Source organism: Desulfobotulus pelophilus, from assembly GCF_026155325.1.
In the GTDB taxonomy this organism is placed as follows: Bacteria; Desulfobacterota; Desulfobacteria; order Desulfobacterales; family ASO4-4; genus Desulfobotulus; species Desulfobotulus pelophilus.
Map to the genome: position 1 here is coordinate 54850 of NZ_JAPFPW010000016.1, position 18314 is coordinate 73163.

General features: G+C 51.6%; 19 protein-coding genes. 14 read left to right on the plus strand and 5 right to left on the minus strand.

Annotated features, from left to right (window positions below):
• Positions 1-75: 75 nt before the first annotated feature.
• The 3 genes from carA to purF all read left to right on the plus strand — a co-directional run bounded on the left by carA (position 76) and on the right by purF (position 6085).
• Positions 76-1233 (plus strand): glutamine-hydrolyzing carbamoyl-phosphate synthase small subunit, encoded by a 1158-nt coding sequence (carA, locus tag OOT00_RS12695; protein ID WP_265425756.1) that lies wholly within the window; start codon positions 76-78, stop codon positions 1231-1233.
• Between the two features lie 29 nt (positions 1234-1262).
• Positions 1263-4490 carry a carbamoyl-phosphate synthase large subunit gene (carB, locus tag OOT00_RS12700; protein ID WP_265425757.1) on the plus strand — a complete coding sequence of 1076 codons (3228 nt, stop codon included), beginning with the start codon at positions 1263-1265 and terminating at the stop codon, positions 4488-4490.
• A 188-nt stretch (positions 4491-4678) separates the two neighbouring features.
• The gene (purF, locus tag OOT00_RS12705) at positions 4679-6085 is read left to right on the plus strand and encodes an amidophosphoribosyltransferase (protein ID WP_265425758.1); all 1407 of its coding nucleotides are present in this window, start codon (positions 4679-4681) and stop codon (positions 6083-6085) included.
• Between the two features lie 79 nt (positions 6086-6164).
• On the opposite strand, the gene OOT00_RS12710 is transcribed toward purF, so the two are convergent.
• Positions 6165-6344, minus strand: coding sequence for a hypothetical protein (locus tag OOT00_RS12710; protein WP_265425759.1), 180 nt, complete (start codon positions 6342-6344; stop codon positions 6165-6167).
• A gap of 395 nt (positions 6345-6739) precedes the next feature.
• Entirely contained in the window at positions 6740-6949 is a 210-nt protein-coding gene (locus tag OOT00_RS12715; protein ID WP_265425760.1) for a hypothetical protein, read from the minus strand.
• A 595-nt stretch (positions 6950-7544) separates the two neighbouring features.
• Between OOT00_RS12715 and OOT00_RS12720 the strand changes: the two genes are divergently transcribed.
• Both OOT00_RS12720 and OOT00_RS12725 read left to right on the plus strand, forming a co-directional pair.
• The gene (locus OOT00_RS12720) at positions 7545-7772 is read left to right on the plus strand and encodes an AbrB/MazE/SpoVT family DNA-binding domain-containing protein (protein WP_265425761.1); all 228 of its coding nucleotides are present in this window, start codon (positions 7545-7547) and stop codon (positions 7770-7772) included.
• 12 nt (positions 7773-7784) lie between these two features.
• Positions 7785-8177: a type II toxin-antitoxin system VapC family toxin gene (locus tag OOT00_RS12725; RefSeq protein ID WP_265425762.1), complete on the plus strand. Its 393-nt coding sequence runs from the start codon at positions 7785-7787 to the stop codon at positions 8175-8177.
• Positions 8178-8362: 185 nt separating this feature from the next.
• On the opposite strand, the gene OOT00_RS12730 is transcribed toward OOT00_RS12725, so the two are convergent.
• Genes OOT00_RS12730 through OOT00_RS16480 form a run of 3 tightly spaced genes read right to left on the minus strand, consistent with a single transcriptional unit; the run spans position 8363 to position 9084 of the window.
• The gene (locus OOT00_RS12730; protein ID WP_368407601.1) at positions 8363-8653 is read right to left on the minus strand and encodes a hypothetical protein; all 291 of its coding nucleotides are present in this window, start codon (positions 8651-8653) and stop codon (positions 8363-8365) included.
• Positions 8654-8863: a hypothetical protein gene (locus OOT00_RS12735; RefSeq protein ID WP_265425764.1), complete on the minus strand. Its 210-nt coding sequence runs from the start codon at positions 8861-8863 to the stop codon at positions 8654-8656.
• 32 nt (positions 8864-8895) lie between these two features.
• Positions 8896-9084: a Fic family protein gene (locus tag OOT00_RS16480; RefSeq protein WP_368407602.1), complete on the minus strand. Its 189-nt coding sequence runs from the start codon at positions 9082-9084 to the stop codon at positions 8896-8898.
• A gap of 70 nt (positions 9085-9154) precedes the next feature.
• Here OOT00_RS16480 and OOT00_RS12740 point away from each other — a divergent pair, with 70 nt between their 5' ends.
• The 9 genes from OOT00_RS12740 to OOT00_RS12780 all read left to right on the plus strand — a co-directional run.
• Complete coding sequence (locus OOT00_RS12740; protein WP_265425765.1) at positions 9155-9676, plus strand: cyclic nucleotide-binding domain-containing protein; 522 nt, start codon at positions 9155-9157, stop codon at positions 9674-9676.
• The gene (locus OOT00_RS12745; RefSeq protein WP_265425766.1) at positions 9673-10668 is read left to right on the plus strand and encodes a radical SAM protein; all 996 of its coding nucleotides are present in this window, start codon (positions 9673-9675) and stop codon (positions 10666-10668) included. The genes OOT00_RS12740 and OOT00_RS12745 overlap by 4 nt, the downstream gene beginning before the upstream one ends.
• 300 nt (positions 10669-10968) lie before the next feature.
• Positions 10969-11286, plus strand: coding sequence for a FeoA family protein (locus OOT00_RS12750; RefSeq protein ID WP_265425767.1), 318 nt, complete (start codon positions 10969-10971; stop codon positions 11284-11286).
• 63 nt (positions 11287-11349) lie between these two features.
• On the plus strand, positions 11350-13860 hold the full coding sequence (gene feoB / locus OOT00_RS12755) for a ferrous iron transport protein B (RefSeq protein WP_265425768.1): 2511 nt from the start codon (positions 11350-11352) through the stop codon (positions 13858-13860).
• Positions 13861-13862: 2 nt separating this feature from the next.
• Positions 13863-14081, plus strand: a complete 219-nt coding sequence (locus OOT00_RS12760) for a FeoB-associated Cys-rich membrane protein (protein WP_265425769.1) — start codon at positions 13863-13865, stop codon at positions 14079-14081.
• A 121-nt stretch (positions 14082-14202) separates the two neighbouring features.
• Entirely contained in the window at positions 14203-14526 is a 324-nt protein-coding gene (locus OOT00_RS12765; protein ID WP_265425770.1) for a flagellar hook assembly protein FlgD, read from the plus strand.
• Positions 14527-14613: 87 nt separating this feature from the next.
• Positions 14614-15432: a DUF4198 domain-containing protein gene (locus OOT00_RS12770; protein WP_265425771.1), complete on the plus strand. Its 819-nt coding sequence runs from the start codon at positions 14614-14616 to the stop codon at positions 15430-15432.
• Positions 15433-15535: 103 nt separating this feature from the next.
• On the plus strand, positions 15536-17689 hold the full coding sequence (locus tag OOT00_RS12775) for a heavy metal translocating P-type ATPase (protein WP_265425772.1): 2154 nt from the start codon (positions 15536-15538) through the stop codon (positions 17687-17689).
• A 189-nt stretch (positions 17690-17878) separates the two neighbouring features.
• On the plus strand, positions 17879-18314 hold a 436-nt coding region (locus OOT00_RS12780; RefSeq protein WP_265425773.1), incomplete at its 3' end, for a hypothetical protein.

Here is an 18314-nt window from a genome sequence, read left to right on the forward strand (position 1 = left end):
TGTATTTTTATTTTGTGAAAAATGGCGCATTTTTCCTTCGGGGATTACTGCGCCGTTTCCATGCAAGGGGGTTCAATGAAAGCAATTCTGGCCCTGGAAGACGGCCGCATTTTTCCCTGCACAAGCTTTACCGGAGCAGGAGAAGCAGGCGGCGAAGTGGTGTTCAACACCAGCATGACCGGCTATCAGGAAGTTCTCACCGATCCTTCTTACAGGGGGCAGATGGTCACCATGACCTGTCCCCTCATGGGCAACTACGGCGTCAACCCGGAAGATGTGGAATCCGACCGCATTCAGGTGGCGGCCTTCATTGTCAGGGAATATCAGGATTTTTACAGTAACCACAGGGCCACATCATCCCTTGCGGCCTATCTGAAATCCCAGGATGTGATGGGCATTGAAGGTCTGGACACCCGTGCCCTTACCCGACACCTCCGGGAAAAAGGTGCCATGCGTGCCGTCATTTCCACCCTGGAAACGGATACGGTAAAACTTGTGGAAAAGGCAAAAGCCCTGCCATCCATGACTGGCCGGGATCTGGCAAGGGAGGTTTCCACAGAAATACCCTACTTCTGGCGGGACGGACGGCGCATTTCCCTGGGGCCTTCGGCAGAACTCAATGAAAACATATGGAAGAAAAACAAAAACCATACGGTGGCAGCCTTTGACTTCGGAATAAAATACAATATTCTCCGTTCTCTGGAAACGGCAGGCTTTGAGGTGCTGGTTCTTCCCGCCACCACATCCGCCTCCACGGTCAAGGCCCTGAATCCAGACGGTATTTTCCTTTCCAACGGCCCCGGAGACCCCGAACCCGTAAGCTATGCCGTACAAACCATCGGCGAGCTGATCGGCTTTAAGCCCATCTTTGGTATCTGCCTTGGTAATCAGCTATTAGGCCTTGCCATGGGTGCCAAAACCTTCAAACTGCCCTTCGGGCACAGGGGCGGCAATCAGGCCGTACGCAACGAGGTCACAAAACGCGTGGAAATCACCAGCCAGAATCATGGTTTTGCCGTAGACATCAGCACACTGGACTCCGCCCTTGTCACCGTTACCCACGTGAATCTCAATGATGGCACACTGGAAGGCTTCCGGCACAACACCCTTCCCATATTCACGGTGCAGTACCATCCGGAAGCCTCCCCCGGCCCCCATGACGCCCATTATCTGTTTAATGATTTTTCTGAAATGGTGGCGGAGCAAAAGAATAAAAAAACAAAAGGGGTCTGACCCCTTTTTTGTACGGAGAAGACACTTCCATGCCAAAACGGACGGATATCCATAAAATCATGATTATCGGCGCAGGCCCCATCATCATCAGCCAGGCCTGCGAATTTGACTACTCCGGTACCCAGGCCTGCAAAGCCCTGCGGGAAGAGGGCTATGAGGTGGTGCTGGTCAACTCGAACCCCGCCACCATCATGACGGACCCGGAAACCGCAGACCGCACCTACATTGAGCCCGTAACCCCGGAAACCGTGGCCCGCATCATTGAAAGGGAAAGGCCGGACGCCATCCTGCCCACCCTGGGGGGCCAGACCGGACTCAATACAGCCCTGAGCCTTGCCCGCATGGGCGTTCTCGAAACGTACAGGGTAGAGATGATTGGTGCCTCCATAGACGCCATTGAAAAGGCCGAAGACAGGGAACGCTTCCGGGATGCCATGAACAAAATCGGCCTTCGCATTCCAAAGAGCGGCTTTGCCCATAACATGGATGAGGTCCGAAGCATCGGAAAAGAAATCGGCTTTCCCATCATTATAAGACCGAGCTTCACCCTGGGCGGTACGGGCGGCGGCGTTGCCTACCACATGGAGGAACTGGAGCGGATGGCAAGGGCAGGGCTGGATGCCAGCCACATCACCCAGGTCATGCTGGAAGAATCCGTTCTCGGATGGAAGGAATATGAGCTGGAAGTGGTGCGGGACAGGGCCGACAATGTAGTCATTATATGCTCCATAGAAAATATTGATCCCATGGGGATTCATACGGGGGATTCCATCACCGTTGCCCCGGCCCAGACCCTTTCCGACCGGGAATATCAGGTGATGAGGGATGCGGCCATTGCCATCATCCGTGAAATCGGCGTGGATACGGGCGGCTCCAATGTTCAGTTTGCCGTAAACCCTGAAAACGGGGAAATGATCATCGTAGAGATGAACCCCAGGGTTTCCCGCAGCTCGGCCCTGGCATCCAAGGCCACGGGCTACCCCATTGCCAAAATCGCCGCCAAGCTGGCCGTGGGCTATACCCTGGATGAGCTGAAAAACGATATCACCGGTGAAACACTGGCCGCCTTTGAGCCAAGCCTTGATTATTGTGTTGTGAAAATTCCTCGCTGGACCTTTGAAAAATTTCCGGAAAGCCCGGATGTGCTCACAACGGCCATGAAAAGCGTTGGAGAAACCATGGCCATAGGCCGTACCTTCAGAGAAGCCCTGCAGAAAGCCCTGAGAAGCCTTGAGATTGGCCGCTTCGGCCTTGGTGCCGACGGTCGGGATATCGAGGATCTCGAAGGAAGAAAACCCGGTCAGGCGGAGATTTATCACAAACTTGCCACCCCCAACTCCCGCCGTCTTTTCTATATCCGGGAAGCTTTCCGCCAGAAAATGAGCGTGGAAGCCATCCATGAGCTGACCTCCATAGACCCATGGTTTCTCCACCAGATCCGTGTGCTTGTTTCCTTTGAGGATACCATCCGCAGGGCCGGAGAAAAAATGGACAAAGACCTTCTTCTGCAGGCCAAGCAGATGGGTTTTTCCGATGTGCAGATCGCATGGCTTACGGGAAGTACTGAAAAAAAGATCTCGGAAAAACGCAAAGAACTTGGCCTTGCTCCGGTCTTCAAGCTTGTGGACACCTGTGCTGCGGAGTTCCGGGCAGCCACACCCTATTACTATTCCACCTGGGAAGAAGAATGCGAGGCCAGGGTATCGGACAAAAAAAAGGTGATGATTCTGGGCGGCGGACCCAACCGCATCGGGCAGGGCATTGAGTTCGACTACTGCTGTGTGCATGCGGCCTTTGCCCTGCGGGAGATGGGTGTTGAATCCATAATGGTGAACTCCAACCCGGAAACCGTTTCCACGGATTATGATACCTCGGATAAACTCTACTTCGAGCCCCTGACCAGAGAAGATGTGCTGCACATCATTGAAAAGGAAAAGCCCGACGGAGTTATCGTGCAGTTCGGCGGGCAGACCCCCCTCAACCTCTCCGAAGCCCTCCATGCCGAAGGCGTTCCCATTCTGGGAACCCAGCCCGAAAGCATAGACATGGCCGAAGACAGGGAGCTTTTTCAGGCCATGCTGCATAAACTGGGCCTGCGCCAGCCCGCCAACGGGACGGCCAGCTCCGTGGAAGCAGCCCTGAAGGTGGCACAGAAGATAGGCTATCCCGTGGTGGTACGGCCTTCCTATGTACTGGGGGGAAGGGCCATGAAGATAGTCTATGACGATGATTCCCTGCTTTCCTTTACCCGGCTTGCCATGGAAGCCTCACCGGGTCATCCTGTGCTGATAGATAAATTTGTTTCCGATGCCGTGGAGCTGGATGTGGATGCCATCAGCGACGGAGAAACCACCATCATCGGTGGCATCATGGAGCATATCGAGGAAGCAGGTGTCCACTCCGGAGACTCCGCTTGCGTGCTGCCGCCCTACAGTATCGGCGAAAAGATGCTGGAAGAGGTGAGTGCCGCAACCAAGGCCATGGCAAAGGAGCTGAAGGTGGTGGGGCTTATGAACGTTCAGTACGCCATACAGGGCCAAGAACTCTTCGTGCTGGAGGTAAACCCCAGAGCTTCCCGCACCATTCCCTTTGTGAGTAAGGCCACGGGTGTTCCTCTGGCAAAACTTGCCACGAGGGTTATGATGGGTGAAAAACTTTCCGGTATGGGGCTGACGGAAAAACTTACTCTAGGGCATTACTCCGTCAAGGAAGTTGTGCTGCCCTTTGACCGCTTCCCCGAATCCGATACCCTGCTGGGGCCTGAAATGAAATCAACGGGCGAAGTTATGGGCATTGATATGGATCTGGGTATGGCCTTTGCTAAGGCCATGCACGGTGTGGGTCAGAAAATCCCCTTATCCGGCTGTGTTTTCATCAGTGTTAAAGATGCTGACAAAGCAGCAGCCCTGAGGCTTGCCAAGGAATTTGCCGCCTTAGGCTTTTCCATTGCCGCAACCAGAGGCACATCCACCTGGTTTAAGGAAAATGGCGTTGAAAACCGCATGATCAAAAAGGTTTCCATCGGCAGACCCCATGTGGTGGATGCCATCAAAAACGGAGAAATTCAGCTCATTGTGAACACAGCCAGCAACGATACCCGTATTCAGGAAGACGGATACCGCATCCGAAGGGCAGCCCTGCAGTACCGTGTTCCCTATACCACCACCATGGCAGGGGCAAGGTCCATTCGCCATGCTGTATCCGTTCTACAGCAGGGTGCTCCGGATGTACGCAGCCTGCAGGAGTACCATTCCTGATACCCCTCTCCCCCAGAAACAATGACCGGGCTAAGGGCATAATATCGTAGGGGCAGGCCCCTGTGCCTGCCCTTCACCCTCTCCCCCTGGGTGGTGGCTGAGGCTCTCGAAGCCAGAGGGCCGGGGTGAGGGTATAGTTTCAGAAAAATTCAAACAAGAAATACGGCCACAATATAAGGAAATACACCATGACCAGCCAGCGCCCCAGAGAAGCCTGCGGAATCTTCGGTGTCCATCAGCATCCCGATGCCGCCCAGCTCTGTTATTTCGGACTCTACGCCCTACAGCACAGGGGCCAGGAAAGCGGCGGTATTGCCGTCAGCCGTGACAAAACCATCCTCTGCCACAAGGGCATGGGGCTGGTTCCGGATATCTTTCAAAAACAGGATATCCAGACTCTGGGGGGCGGCACGGGCATCGGCCATGTGCGCTATTCCACCACAGGCGGCTCCAACATCCTTAATGCCCAGCCCTTTGTGGTACAGCACAAGGGCAGACACTACGCCCTTGCCCACAACGGTAACCTCGTCAATGCCCATATTCTCAAACGGGAACTGGAGGATGAAGGCTCCATCTTCCAGACCACCATGGATTCGGAAATCGCCATCCATCTTTTCATCAAGAACCTGAAAAACGCCACTTTGGAAGAAGCACTGTCCCGCACGGCTCTGCGCCTCGAAGGGGCCTATTCCTTTGTGGCCTCCACCAGCCACGGGGAGCTCATCGGCATGAAAGACCCCAACGGCTTCAGGCCCTTATGCCTCGGAAAACTCAACGGCCGCTATGTGCTGGCCTCGGAAACCTGCGCTCTGGATCTGGTGCAGGCGGAGTTCATCCGGGAGCTGGACCCCGGCGAGATTGTCATCATCCATGAAGACGGCATCCGCTCCTTTAATCCCCATCCGGCACCCAAAAGGCATTTCTGCATTTTCGAATACATTTATTTCGCCCGGCCGGATTCCACCATCTTTGAAAAAAATGTGTATGAAACCCGCAAGGCCCACGGCAGGGCTTTGGCACTTGAGGCACCGGTAAAGGCGGATCTTGTCATGCCCTTTCCCGACTCCGGCATGTATGCCGCCATCGGCTACGCCGAAGCCTCGGGCATTCCCTTTGAAATGGGTATGATCCGCAACCACTACGTGGGCCGTACCTTTATCCAGCCCACCCAGGAGATGCGGGATTTCAGCGTTCGGGTGAAGCTCAACCCCGTAAAGGAAGTGCTCCGGGGAAAGGACATCATTATTATTGAAGATTCCATCATTCGGGGCACCACGGCCAAAACCCGAGTAAAGGCACTGCGGGAGCTTGGTGTCAACAAGGTACACATGCGCATCAGTTGCCCGCCACACCGCTTTCCCTGCGTCTATGGCATTGATTTTTCCAGCAAGGGCGAGCTGATAGCAGCCAGCAAAACAGTGGAAGAGTTAAGGGATTATCTGGGGCTGGATTCCCTGCATTACCTTTCCATTGAGGGCCTTGTAAAGGCCACGGGGATTGAAAAGAAGGGGGATGGGTTTTGCATGGCCTGCTTTGACGGGAAATATCCTGTGAACTTTGATGCCAGCCTTACCAAGGGGTGTCTGGAGGGGTAGGGGGAGTATATGAAAATCTGTGTTTCTCAAGCCCTCAACACATGGTGCTTTCCAAAAATTACTGAGAATATCTAACAGCTTATCTGTTTAAAAGCATTCTCACGGCCCTGCCTATGATGATCAGTACGACAACAGCAACAACAAGCTTGATCAACTGGCTGGCAGTCCAGAATAAGGTCTGAAAAATAACCATTCCCAAAGGAACAAGGATTACCAAAGCTATTAAAACAAGGCATCCCAGAGAAAAATCCTTAAACATGCGGTCTCCTTCATTCAGCCATAGCTTGTTGGTCCGTTTGATGTCAGGCAATAAGGTTTTTTACGGTCATAGAGAAACCCTTTACGGATGCCCACTGACAGGTACAAAATCTGATCATAGAATTTTCCTTACCTGAAGCAGGTTCATACCATCGACACGGCCAAACAGGGATGTCGAAACTTCTGGATTCTATCGACACATAACCATAGCACACGACAGGCTTCGTTCACACTGCCAGGCAACCTTGGGGGCTGCGGATTCAGGATTGGGTCTGTGCATAAAAAGGCTGATACCTGCCAAAAACCGAAAATCCCAGAATCCCCTTTTTTAAAATTAAGGCCCGAATCATCTGACAATTACAATTGACAGGAGATCTTCTTGTAGTCGCATTACAATTATGTCAACCGCATCTGGAGGCTGAAAATGATCTGTATCCTTTGGCCTTCAAGCCATAGGGAAGCGTCCATAAAAAGATAGACCAAAGCCAGTTTTATGATTTCTTCGGGGATATTTTTTTCTGCAAGGGCCTGTTTTAATTCTTCAGGTATGCTTTTTTCCAAAGTGATGAGATAGTGGTCGATGGCTTCGGTGACGGTCTCGGTCATGTCCCCTGTATGCTGATTGTTTTCAAGAAGGGTTTCGGCAAGCTCTTTGATCTTTTTTTCAATCAGAAAAAAACGGCCTGCTCATGGAGTTCTTTGGATATCCGGCCCGTAAATTCCGCAGAGTATTCACCGGAAGTGGTCTTGAAATGAGACCCGTTTGCATGGGTAAACTTTTTTCCAGCACCGTGGCTGTGCTTTCCGGGGTTCCGGAAAAAAAGCAGTCCTTTGTACTGTTTCGATGCCAGTCTCAAGGCATGCCACCATAAGAAATACGGAAACAAGGAAAGGAAGACAGGTTCTCATATAATGCCCTCTGTTTTGAATGGTTTTTCCTCTTCAAACCTGGGCACATTATAAACCATCCATGCGACAGTTCAGGTCGCATAAAAACAAAGGAGCAAAAAAAATTTCAGGCCGGATTCCTATTCCAGAGAATTATGATGCTTTAGCCTTGACTTCCGCTTCCCCATTGTCAAACTTATGGACTGGAAGATCCTTGGGATACACTGGAAGCCAGCGACAATGACTTCTCTCTGATGGTCATGGCCCAGATCAAAGCCAAAAGCAGTAAATCAAAGGATATTAGAGAAAAAAAATGAGAGTGACAACCAAAGGACAGGTTACGATACCCATTCATATACGGGAAAAATTAGGGATAACTCCAGATACAAAGATTGATTTTGGAGAAGAGGGAAGCCGGATCTTTTTGGCAAAACGAAATGGAACAGACCGTGCAACCAACAGGTTTAAAAAACTTCGTGGTGTGGCAACTGTCAAAATGACCACAGATGAAAGAATGGCACTCACAAGAGATGATTTATGAAAGGTCTTCTTGTTGATTCCAAATAGAATCCTGGATATTTTTCTCGCTGATCCTGTTTGGGCTGAATGGTCAGAGGCCTCTCTTTTTGAAAATGCCCAACAGACTCCTTTATACATTAACCCCATCATATATTCTGAAATTTCCATTGGATTCAATAAGATTAAGGAATTGGAAGTTGCTGTTTCAAAAAGCGGATTTAAAATGTTAGAAATTCCAAAGAAAGCCCTTTTCCTTGCTGGTAAAGCTTTTCTCAAATATCGAAAGCAGAAAGGTACAAAGAAGTCTCCATTGCCGGATTTTTTTATCGGGGCACAAGCCGCTGTACTAGATCTTGCGTTAATCACACGAGATAAAAACAGGTACCCAACCTACTTCCCAAAGATTAAAATCATTTCTCCTGAATAAGCAAGCCCATCGAACCGGTTTAAAAAGATATTTTCAGATCCCAGGTGATCCCATGATGAAATCGGGTTGATTCTTCGATAATGTTGCCATCTATGCACCCAGGCATTAGACCCTCACCCCAGGGCAGGCTTAAAGACCTGCCCCTACGAATGCTTTTTACTTCCCCTGTTTTGTAGAGGCACCCTTTACGGGTGTCCACCGGCAAGTACAGAATCTCGTCTTCCAATTTTCCTGAACTGAAGCGATCCGCCATGAACATGAAGCAGCTCGTGATGCCAGCCAGGGTGTGTGTTGCTGTCCTGGGACATCCGTCGCATGAGCTTCGTATGGATGAATACTTTCTCCTTGCCACAGGCCTCTTCTCCCAGAACACCGATCTCCACGGGTTTCTTCAGATAAACCGATGCTGTCTGCCGCCTGGCGATATCCCGTTCCACCAGCGAGCTGATCCGGCAACAGAGCTGTTCGAAAAGCAGCTACAGCCATTCGTGGCTGTAGATCTTTGGCAGCTTTTCATTAACATGGAGCCTCGTTTGCTCCATCAATGACCGCACAACGGCAATTTTCAGGCAAGTCCAGCGGGCTACCTGCTCAACCCCTTTGAGCATGAAAAGAATCCATTCTTCCCACCCTGCCTTCTGCGTCACCTGATTCAGGATATGGTAATATGCGGATTTAATCTGCACAATATAACGGCTCAGATAGGGTATCGGCAGGGTCAGCAGGCCCTGCCGATCAGATAAAGAACATTGAGGATATGCCCGGTGCGGCCATTGCCATCGTAAAAAGGATGAATGGCCTCGAACGGGTAGTGACGGATGGCCTCAAGAGGGCTGCCGCCCGAGGTCCGGATATCCCTGCATGGGCATGTATTTTGAAAAAATGGGAAGCCCTTGGTTCTGGACAGCCCTTCGTGTAAAGGCTATCTTTCATGGGTTCTTTGGAAGCCGTTCACCATTTCGGAAAAGGAAGCTCCCATGATCGAAAGCCGGTACCTTAAAGACAACATCGAAAATATACAAAAACTCATGCAGATTCCAGCCCTGCGTCATTTTGAGGTCCGCAGCCTTTCCCGGCTTCTGCGATTGAGTAAAATCAGGGAATATGAAGATGGAGAATTCATCATAAAAGATGGAGACCAGGATTCCTGGCTTTATTTTCTTCTTGCAGGCAGTGTCCGAATCCAGAAAGACGGACATGAAATCTCCCGCATCCATACAATGGGAGAAATTTTTGGGGAAATGCGCCTCATTGACAAAAGAGCCCGCAGTGCGGATGTGATTGCCATGGGGCCTGCTGTCTGCCTTGCCGTGGATACCAGCGCAGACAACCGCATGGCCGGAGAAGAGGGCAGCGATGCCCAGATGGACTTCCTCCTTCTCCTTTATAAAATTTTTGCCGAATACCTCTCCGCGCGCCTCCGACTGGCCAATGAAGAACTGGTATCAGCAAAAAAAGAATCCGAAAGTCTGAAAAAAAGCCTGGACAAAAAAAAATGAAACAAAAAACCGTTGCTTTCCAGCCCCATGCCACCAATCTTTTTTTTCACATTCTTACGGCCTGCAACCTGAAGTGCAGGCACTGCTACATCCGTCAGGATCAGCACGGCAGCCAAACCCTTTCCATAGAAACCATTGAGGCCTGGCTGGCCCTTTTTTCCGAAAGAAAAAAAACGGCCAACGTGATCTTTCTCGGCGGAGAACCCACCCTTCACCCCGACCTCAGCCGCGCCGTCAAAACAGCCAAAGCCATGGGCTACGCATCTGTCACCATTGATTCCAACGGTTATCTTTTCCATAATATACTGGAAAAAGTAAGCCCAGATGACGTGGACTTCTTCAGCTTCAGCCTGGATGGTGCCACAGCCCCTACCTGCGACGCCATAAGGGGGGAAGGCGTTTTTGATATCTGCACACAAAACGCCCGCAAAGCTGCGGATAAAGGTTTCTCCACCAGCCTGATCTACACAGTAAGCGACAACAATATTCATGAACTGGAAAAGATGCCGGAGCTTCTCAAGGATCTGGGCATCTCCCGCTTTTTCATTCAGGTACTGGGAATGAGGGGCAACTCCGTTCAGGATCCGGGTCAAAAGCAGGTAAATCGTGAAACATGGACCTCCCTTGTACCGCAGGTGGCCAGAGAAGTTGCCTCTCTGGGGATTGGCGTCACCTGGCCCAGGGTCTTTCTGGAAGAAAAAGACCACTTTGAATGTGCAGGGCTCGTGGCAGATAACTTTTTCGTCTTTCCCAACGGACGGGTCTACCGGTGTCCCCTGTGCGAGGACTACCCCATCCATGCCTTTGAAATTCAGGAGAACAGACTCATGGAGCGCCCGCCTCTGCATGAGGGTAACTTTTTTTCTCTCCGCATTCCAGAGGGATGCGTCATGAATCGTCTGGTTCAGCCTGCCAATCTTCGGTACACAGCACAAGGCACGCCTGCCTACCGCATCGCCTGCTGTCTCTTAAAAGAAGAAATTCTTCCCTGAATCAGCCCCGCTGTTGCAGACAAATGGTCAGCGCCACATACACAAAAAAAAACAGCTTCTTTTCCGAAAAACCCGGAAAAGAAGCTGTTTTTTTGGGAGACTAAAAACTCTGCACAAGGATCAAAAAACCTTGACAAACCCCCTTTGACAACTTAGTTTGTTCCACGTGTTTGGCTGAGGCAAAAATAAAGATGGCGCCTATGAATTTAACTAGCCGCAAAAACACCGGAAATAACATCCAAAAATGAAACAGCATTTGCGCCCAGTTTTCGGCTGCTGCAAAAAACAAGGAGAAGACAAATGCTTTATCGACTGCGCAGAAAACACCGAAAAAACGGCAACACCTGCCAATGTGAACCGGAAACGGCGCATACAGCCTGCCCCCTTGACTGCCAGGTATTAACTCAGGTCGGCAAAGGTTGCCGATGCCGCATCCGGGGACATAAATCCTGCGGGGCCGTTCGACAGCGACTTCTGGACCTTGGCTTTGTCCCCAACATGGAAGTGGAGGTTGTCCGCTGTGCCACCTTAGGCGACCCTCTCGAAATGCGGGTTGGTGATTACTATGTAACCCTGCGAAAACGGGAAGCTGCCCTTATCGAGGTGCAGGATTTATAGGTTTCCGGCTTGTCCTCCACTGCAACCCGAAACATACAGCAACTTTTTTCTTCAAAGGTTCCCATGTCCTCCACCGCAAATCCCATAATGATCGGTCTTGCCGGGCAGCAGAATGCCGGAAAGTCCACCATGTTCAATATGCTGACAGGCGCCAACCAGCATATTGCCAATTATCCAGGTGTCACTGTTGACAAAAAGGTTGGAAGTTACCGGGATAAAGAGGGCAGGGTGGAGGTTGTGGATCTGCCGGGAACCTACAGTCTTACCTCTTTTTCTCTGGAAGAGAGGGTTGCCCGTGATTTCCTGCTCCAGGAAAAACCGGAAGTCATAGTAAATGTAATTGACGCTTCCAGCCTGAGAAGGGGTCTTTACTTTACCTTCCAGCTTCTGGAAATGTCTTTTCCTGTGGTAATGGCCCTGAACATGGTGGATGTAGCCGAAGCTAACGGCCATAAGATTGATGCTTTCCGACTTTCTGAAAAACTGGGTATCCCTGTGGTTCCCACCGTTGGGAGAAAAAGCAAAGGCAGGGCAGAGCTGAAACAGGCCATACGACAGACCGCCGGTACACGCCCGGCTCCGCTTCCCATCCAGTATGGCCCTCTTGAAAAGCCCCTGTCTGCCATACTGGACCTGCTGAAAGAATCGGAAAGTCTGGGACAAAAAGTTCCCCTGCGCTGGCTGGCCATAAAGCTCATGGAAGAAGACAATGAAGGTATCCGTCTTCTGAAGGAATACCATAAGGATGCGGGCAGGGTACTGGACACCGTGCGGGATCTCATTGCCGCTTTCCGGAAAGACACCAATCTTTCTCCAGGAGACCATGTTGTCGCGTGCAGGGATCAGCTTGCCGTTGCCATTGTGGATGAATGCGTTGAAATTACAGGAAAAGACAGGATACGGTTCTCGGAAAAGATAGACAGGGTTCTTCTGCACAGGGGCCTTGCACCTCTTTTTCTGGTCTTTACCGTGTACATGATCTACGAACTGTCCATAGTGCAGGGCTACAAACTGACAGCCATCACCTGGCCCGTTCTGGCATGGGTCCGTGGGACACTGGCAGGTTTTCTGCCCGACCCGGGTATGCTCAATGATACCATACTGCGCTCCCTCCCCCTGTGGATGATCGACAGTGTGAATACCCTGCTGAATTACGTGCCCATATTCCTCATTCTGTTTGCTCTCATTGCCATACTGGAAGATTCCGGATATATGGCCCGCATCGCCTTTATTCTGGATCGGATTTTCCAGAGTTTCGGCCTGCACGGCCAGTCTACCCTCCCCTTCATTCTTGGGGGAGTTTTCACAGGTGGATGTGCCGTTCCCGGTATCATGGCCACAAAGGGAATTCCGGATGAACGGTCCCGTATGGCTACCATACTCACCGTTCCCTACATGAACTGCCTAGCAAAAATTCCTCTGTATGCCCTTTTGGTCAATATCTACTTTGCGGCTCATCAGTCCTGGGTAATGCTCTTTATTTCCACCATCACCATCATCATGGCCATGATCGTGGCCAAGCTGCTCACCATGACCATCCTGAGGGGCCAGGAAACAGCGCCCTTTGTCATGGAAATGCCCAACTACCATATGCCTACCCTCATGGGTGTACTGCGCAGAGCCTTTGACCGCACATGGGTATATATCAAAAAAGTGGGTACCATTGTTGTGGCTGTTGCGGTCTGTGTGTATGTACTGCTGCAATTCCCCGGAGTTCCCGAAGAACGCATGGCTGACTACGAGGTCAGAATGGGGATTGCACTCGCAGACTTCAGGGAAAACATTCAGGGAACGGATTTTGCTCCGATGCTGCAGGAGGATCAGGCAATACTGGATCTTCTCAATATCGCCACCACCTACCGTGAAGCCAAAATGGCAGCCTCTTCCCAGGAAGCTTCCCAGACTGTGGATGAACGCTACGAAGCATTGCATCCGGAACTTTTTCCCCTCCTGAGAGCCAGAACCGGAGAAACCAGGGCCATCAGCCGCTCCTTACGGACCCTGACTGCGGAACGGGGCGACATCCGGGCCGCCATCAGAGAAGACACCATTGTGTACAGCTATTTTGGCAAAGTAGGCAGGGCTCTGGAACCGGTCACCCAGTTTGCTGGTTTTGACTGGAAAATCAATGTGGCCCTCATCAGCTCCTTTGCTGCCAGAGAATCCAGCGTAGCCACCCTCGGCGTTCTTTTTCAACAGGGAGCGGATGAAAACATCGCCCTTGAAGAACGTATGAGCAGGGAAAGCGATGCCTTTGGAACAACTCCCCTGCATGCCCTTGCCCTTATGATCTTTTTTGCGCTCTATCCGCCCTGCCTTGCCGCAACCATTATGATCAAGGTGCAGACGGGGTCCTATAAATGGATGGTGTTTTCCATTATCTTCCCCACTTTATTCGGCCTGGCCATAGCCAGTGGGGTATTCACCATCGGCTCTGCCCTGAACCTCAGTGGCCTGCAAGCCATGGCCGGTTTCTATGTTGTGGCCCTTGGAACAGCCCTCCTTCTCTCTTTTGTCAGGGATCCAGCATGGAAGGCGGAACAGATGGCCTCATCCGGAATAAAAGGAGCCTAACCATGTTCTGGGAATATCTGATACTCATCGCCATTGTAGCATGGGCCATATTTTATCTGTGGCATATTTTCTTCCGGAAAAAAGGATGTTCCTGTGACTCCTGTCCGTCCGCATGCGATACTTCCTGCACCGCACAAAAACTGGGAATTCACTACCCTGAGTCTGATCCGGCAAACAAAAAGGGAGAAGATTCACAATCTGAAGTAAAGCCTAAAAAATAGACCGCCAGGATACTATTCAGGCCAAGGTTCATTCTCGCACGCATTTTTTTAGACTTAACAAACAAAAAAAGCTTTACCGATATAACTTTGATTTTCTAACCTTTCTAGGCAAGGAGATACTATGAAACTTGGAAAAATGGCAACCCTACCCATTCTTGCTGGATTTATGATGCTGCCCCTTTCGGCCATGGCCCATACCCCCCTGTTCTCCTGCTTTGACAACGGAGACGGCACCATTTATTGCGAAGGAGGTTTTTCAGATGGATCCACAGCAGCAGGGGTTCCTGTGGTCATAAAAGACAGCTCCGGCAAAGAAGTCAAAAGACTGGAACTTTCCCGGACCAGTGACGTTGAGTTCGAAAAGCCCAAAGGAAATTACTCCGTCACGTTCGATGGAGGAGAAGGGCACAGTATCGAAATCCCCGGTTCTCAAATTTTTGAATAATGTATACAAATGTCCGGGGCCATTGGGGCAACGGACATTCAGAATCAGTAACCCCAGCATAACTTCAATGAAACCAAAGGACGACAGATGAAAAAAGGATTTATTCTTGCCGGCCTCATCACCCTTTTCTCAGCCGCCTCCGCACTTGCCCATTTCCAGATGGTCTACACTCCCCAGAGTGCTCTGGAAACCGGCGGAGACCTGAACCTGAAACTGGTGTTCACCCATCCTTTTGATGCAGACCACACCATGGACATGGGACCTGTTGAAGAATTCTATGTCATCCACCAGAGAGGCGAAGAAGGCCAACCCCGTAAAACCGACCTGAAAGAATTCCTTCACGAAATCAGCTGGAAAAGTCTGGATAATGAGGGAAAAGCCTATGATGCAAAAATTCCTTCCCGTGTCATGCGCTCCATGGGAGACTATGTCTTTGTGCTGGTACCCTCTCCCTATCTGGAGGGAGAAGATGAATATATTCAGCAGTATACGAAAATGATCATGAACGTCGGTGGCGTTCCGGGTAACTGGCATGAGCCTGTGGGTCTCCCCGTTGAAATTGTTCCCCTTGACAAGCCCTATGCAAACTGGACCGGCGGCGTTTTCCGTGGTGTGGTCATGGCCAATGGCGAACCAGTTCCCCATGCGGAACTGGAAATTGAGTATCTCAATCATGAGCCCGACATGAGAAGAAATGCTTTCAAAAAACGCCCCGGTATCAAAGCTCCCCATCCTGCCTTTGAATCCATGGGTATCCGGGCAAACGCCAACGGCGAATTCACCATCGGCCTTCCCAAGGCAGGCTGGTGGGGCATAGCCGCACCCGATCTTGTTGAAACCGAGTATAACGATATCGATATGGTCAAAGAAGCCGTTCTCTGGATTCAGGTGACAGACATCAAATAATCATTTATAGTCTTTCGTATTCTTTCACATCCTTACGGGGCGGACAGCTATTTGTCTGCCCCGTTCGCTTCCTGACCCCCTGTTTCACTGCCAGGAAAAGACCATGAAAAAAAAATTTGCCATCCGCCACGATATCCCCGGCCGCATCCGCATCCATGCTTCCCGTCTCCGTCTGGCAGAAACAGAACAGGAACTGAAAGAAAAAACGGAACGCATGGAAGGACTGCTCTGGATCCGCATCAACCCCGGATGTGCCAGCCTTGTGATGCTCTATGACAGGGACAGGCTTTCCCGAGAGAACCTCCTTGATTTTCTGGATCATTTTTTCAACGCCGGTTCGACCACCCCGCTGAAAAATCCGGCTGAGGAGAACCCCGAATGCGTCTGTGTGGAAGAACATGCTGTCCGAAAGGCCTTCATCCGCTTTGCTGCCGTTTCGGCAGTAATGGGAGGGGTGGTTCTGCGCAATGCCCTTTTTAAAACGGCCACTCTGCAGACAGCCTTCAGTCCTCTGGGAATGGCTACCTTTGCCCTTACCGTACCCCTCATCCGGTCGGCACTGAAGCGGACCCGAGAACGAAAACTCACCCTGGATGGCTTCCTTGCCGCAGGAAGCACGGCAGCCATTGCCGCAGGCGAAGCCATGACCGCTTTGGAAATTCTCTGGATCAATTCCGGCGCGGAACTTCTTTCCGCATGGATAGCGGAACGCTCCCGTAAAAGCATTGCGTCCATTCTGGATATCACCTCCCATCATACCTTTGTGCTGATGGATGGCGTTGAAGTGGAACGCCATGTATCGGAGCTGGAAGCAGGCGATATTGTCGTGCTGCACACAGGAGAAAAAATATCCGTGGATGGTACCATTATCCATGGTCAGGCTCTGGTGAATGAGGCTCCCATCACCGGCAGGGACGAACAGGTTCACAAAAAAGAAGGCGATACCGTACATGCAGGTACCTTTGTCCGCCAGGGCGTCATTCAGGTAAGGGCGGAATTTGTAGGCGACAGTACCTACCTTGCAAGGGTCATGCACAAGGTGGAATGCGCTCTGGAAAGCAGGGCTCCCATAGAAGGCGTTGCGGACAGACTGGCATCCAGCCTGGTAAAAGTTGGGCTGGGTGTGACGGCTGTCACCTTCCTCACCACGGGCAGTGCCTGGCGCTCCTTTACGGTGCTGCTGGTCATGGCCTGCCCCTGCGCCACCGTGCTGGCGGCATCTACAGCCATCAGTGCAGCCATCAGTGCGGCAGCCAGAAACCGCATTCTCGTCAAAGGAGGACGATATCTGGAAGAAGCCGGAAAATGTAATCTGATTTTCTTTGATAAAACCGGCACCCTCACCACAACGGAACCCGTACTGCAGGAGGTGGTCACCCTTCCCGGCATGGAAGAAAATGATCTGCTGACCCTTGCCTGCTCAACGGAAACCCACAACCATCATCCTCTGGCCCAGGCCGTAGTGGCCGAAGCCCAGCGAAGGGGGCTTTCCCCACTGGCCCACGAAGTCTGCGAGTATTATCTGGGCATGGGCATGCGGGCTGTGATAAACGGCCGGGAAATGCTGGTGGGTAATTCCAAACTTCTCAGCATGTTTGATGCCCATAACAGTATTCTTGCCGATGAATTTGACCGTATGAGTCGCAAGGGCCTTACAGTGCTCCATGTCTTTCAGGATAAACAACCCTTAGGCCTCATGGGTTTTGCCTCCCAGGTGAGGCCCGAAGCAAAACGGGTACTGGATCGTCTGAGGGCAATGGGGGTCCGTCGCATTGTGCTCATCACCGGAGATGAGGAAAACAGCGCAAGACAGCTGGCCGAAAGTCTCGGCATAGAAGAATGTCATGCTTCCCTCATGCCCGAAGAGAAAGCCGAGATCGTGCGGAAAGCCATGACGGAATCCTGGAAAACCATGGTGGTGGGAGATGGCATCAATGATGCTCTGGCCCTGACCTCCGCCGATGTGGGAGTGGCCATCGGCACGGCCGGATCAGAAGTTGCCGTGGAAGCGGCAGACATTGCCCTTGCTTCCGACGATCTGGATGCCCTGGCCGATGTATATGGACTCAGTCAGAAAACCCTTGGCATCGTGCGACAGAATTTTTGGATTGCCACGGGATCCAACCTTGTGGGCGTGAGCCTCGGTGCTCTGGGGCTGCTTTCTCCTGTGGCTGCAGGTCTTGTGCACATGGGGCACAGTCTGGGTGTTCTGGCCAATTCCTCCCGCCTGCTGGGCTTTCATAAAAAAATGCCCTGAAACCTTGCGATGCAATAAAAAGTAAGAAATAATCCCTATGCGATACCCATTCCCACAACACGTATAAAAACCTGCTGCGGCATGGCAAAAGCCAAACAATGCGTTACGAGCCATGCCTGAGCAACCAGATGCATCATCGGATTTTCAGCCTTGTTTCGTTGCTCCACCCCCAACCAAGGAGAAGAACAGATGAGCCATAACGACAGCAAGGGCGGGGTCTACCCATCTCCAGCCCAGGCACAGCCTCCATCCGGCACTACCGGACAGGGGCATGGTCACATGACAGAACATGCCACAGGCCAGATCTCTGATGTTGGCATGCAGGGTGCCAGCATGACCTTCGGTTCTGCACAGCCCGGGCCGGACATGGGCCAGCCCCATTACGCTTCGCAGATTCCCGGAGCAGCCCCCTATCAGGGAGCACCCCTGTCACCGGAAGAAACCCAGGCCCGCTATGCCTGGGGAGAAAAGCAGAGTCCGGAGATGACCATTCCTGCCGATTCCGTGGGAAATGAAAAGCAGGGAGGATACGGCAAAGAAGAGACCGTATCAACGGATGCGGGCGGGTGCACCGATGCAGCAGCGCAACCCTATCCCGCACCGGGTCAGCCTCCCCAGTTTCCAC

Excerpts from the sequence above, each read along its gene's own strand:
- carA (WP_265425756.1), top strand. The coding sequence starts at position 76 with ATGAAAGCAATTCTGGCCCTGGAAGACGGCCGCATTTTTCCCTGCACA.
- purF (WP_265425758.1), top strand. The coding sequence starts at position 4,679 with ATGACCAGCCAGCGCCCCAGAGAAGCCTGCGGAATCTTCGGTGTCCAT.
- OOT00_RS12740 (WP_265425765.1), top strand. The coding sequence starts at position 9,155 with ATGATCGAAAGCCGGTACCTTAAAGACAACATCGAAAATATACAAAAA.
- OOT00_RS12760 (WP_265425769.1), top strand. The coding sequence starts at position 13,863 with ATGTTCTGGGAATATCTGATACTCATCGCCATTGTAGCATGGGCCATA.
- OOT00_RS12775 (WP_265425772.1), top strand. The coding sequence starts at position 15,536 with ATGAAAAAAAAATTTGCCATCCGCCACGATATCCCCGGCCGCATCCGC.
- OOT00_RS12770 (WP_265425771.1), top strand. The coding sequence starts at position 14,614 with ATGAAAAAAGGATTTATTCTTGCCGGCCTCATCACCCTTTTCTCAGCC.
- feoB (WP_265425768.1), top strand. The coding sequence starts at position 11,350 with ATGTCCTCCACCGCAAATCCCATAATGATCGGTCTTGCCGGGCAGCAG.
- OOT00_RS12745 (WP_265425766.1), top strand. The coding sequence starts at position 9,673 with ATGAAACAAAAAACCGTTGCTTTCCAGCCCCATGCCACCAATCTTTTT.
- OOT00_RS12715 (WP_265425760.1), bottom strand. The coding sequence starts at position 6,949 with ATGACCGAGACCGTCACCGAAGCCATCGACCACTATCTCATCACTTTG.
- OOT00_RS12720 (WP_265425761.1), top strand. The coding sequence starts at position 7,545 with ATGAGAGTGACAACCAAAGGACAGGTTACGATACCCATTCATATACGG.
- OOT00_RS12710 (WP_265425759.1), bottom strand. The coding sequence starts at position 6,344 with ATGTTTAAGGATTTTTCTCTGGGATGCCTTGTTTTAATAGCTTTGGTA.
- OOT00_RS12765 (WP_265425770.1), top strand. The coding sequence starts at position 14,203 with ATGAAACTTGGAAAAATGGCAACCCTACCCATTCTTGCTGGATTTATG.
- OOT00_RS12750 (WP_265425767.1), top strand. The coding sequence starts at position 10,969 with ATGCTTTATCGACTGCGCAGAAAACACCGAAAAAACGGCAACACCTGC.
- carB (WP_265425757.1), top strand. The coding sequence starts at position 1,263 with ATGCCAAAACGGACGGATATCCATAAAATCATGATTATCGGCGCAGGC.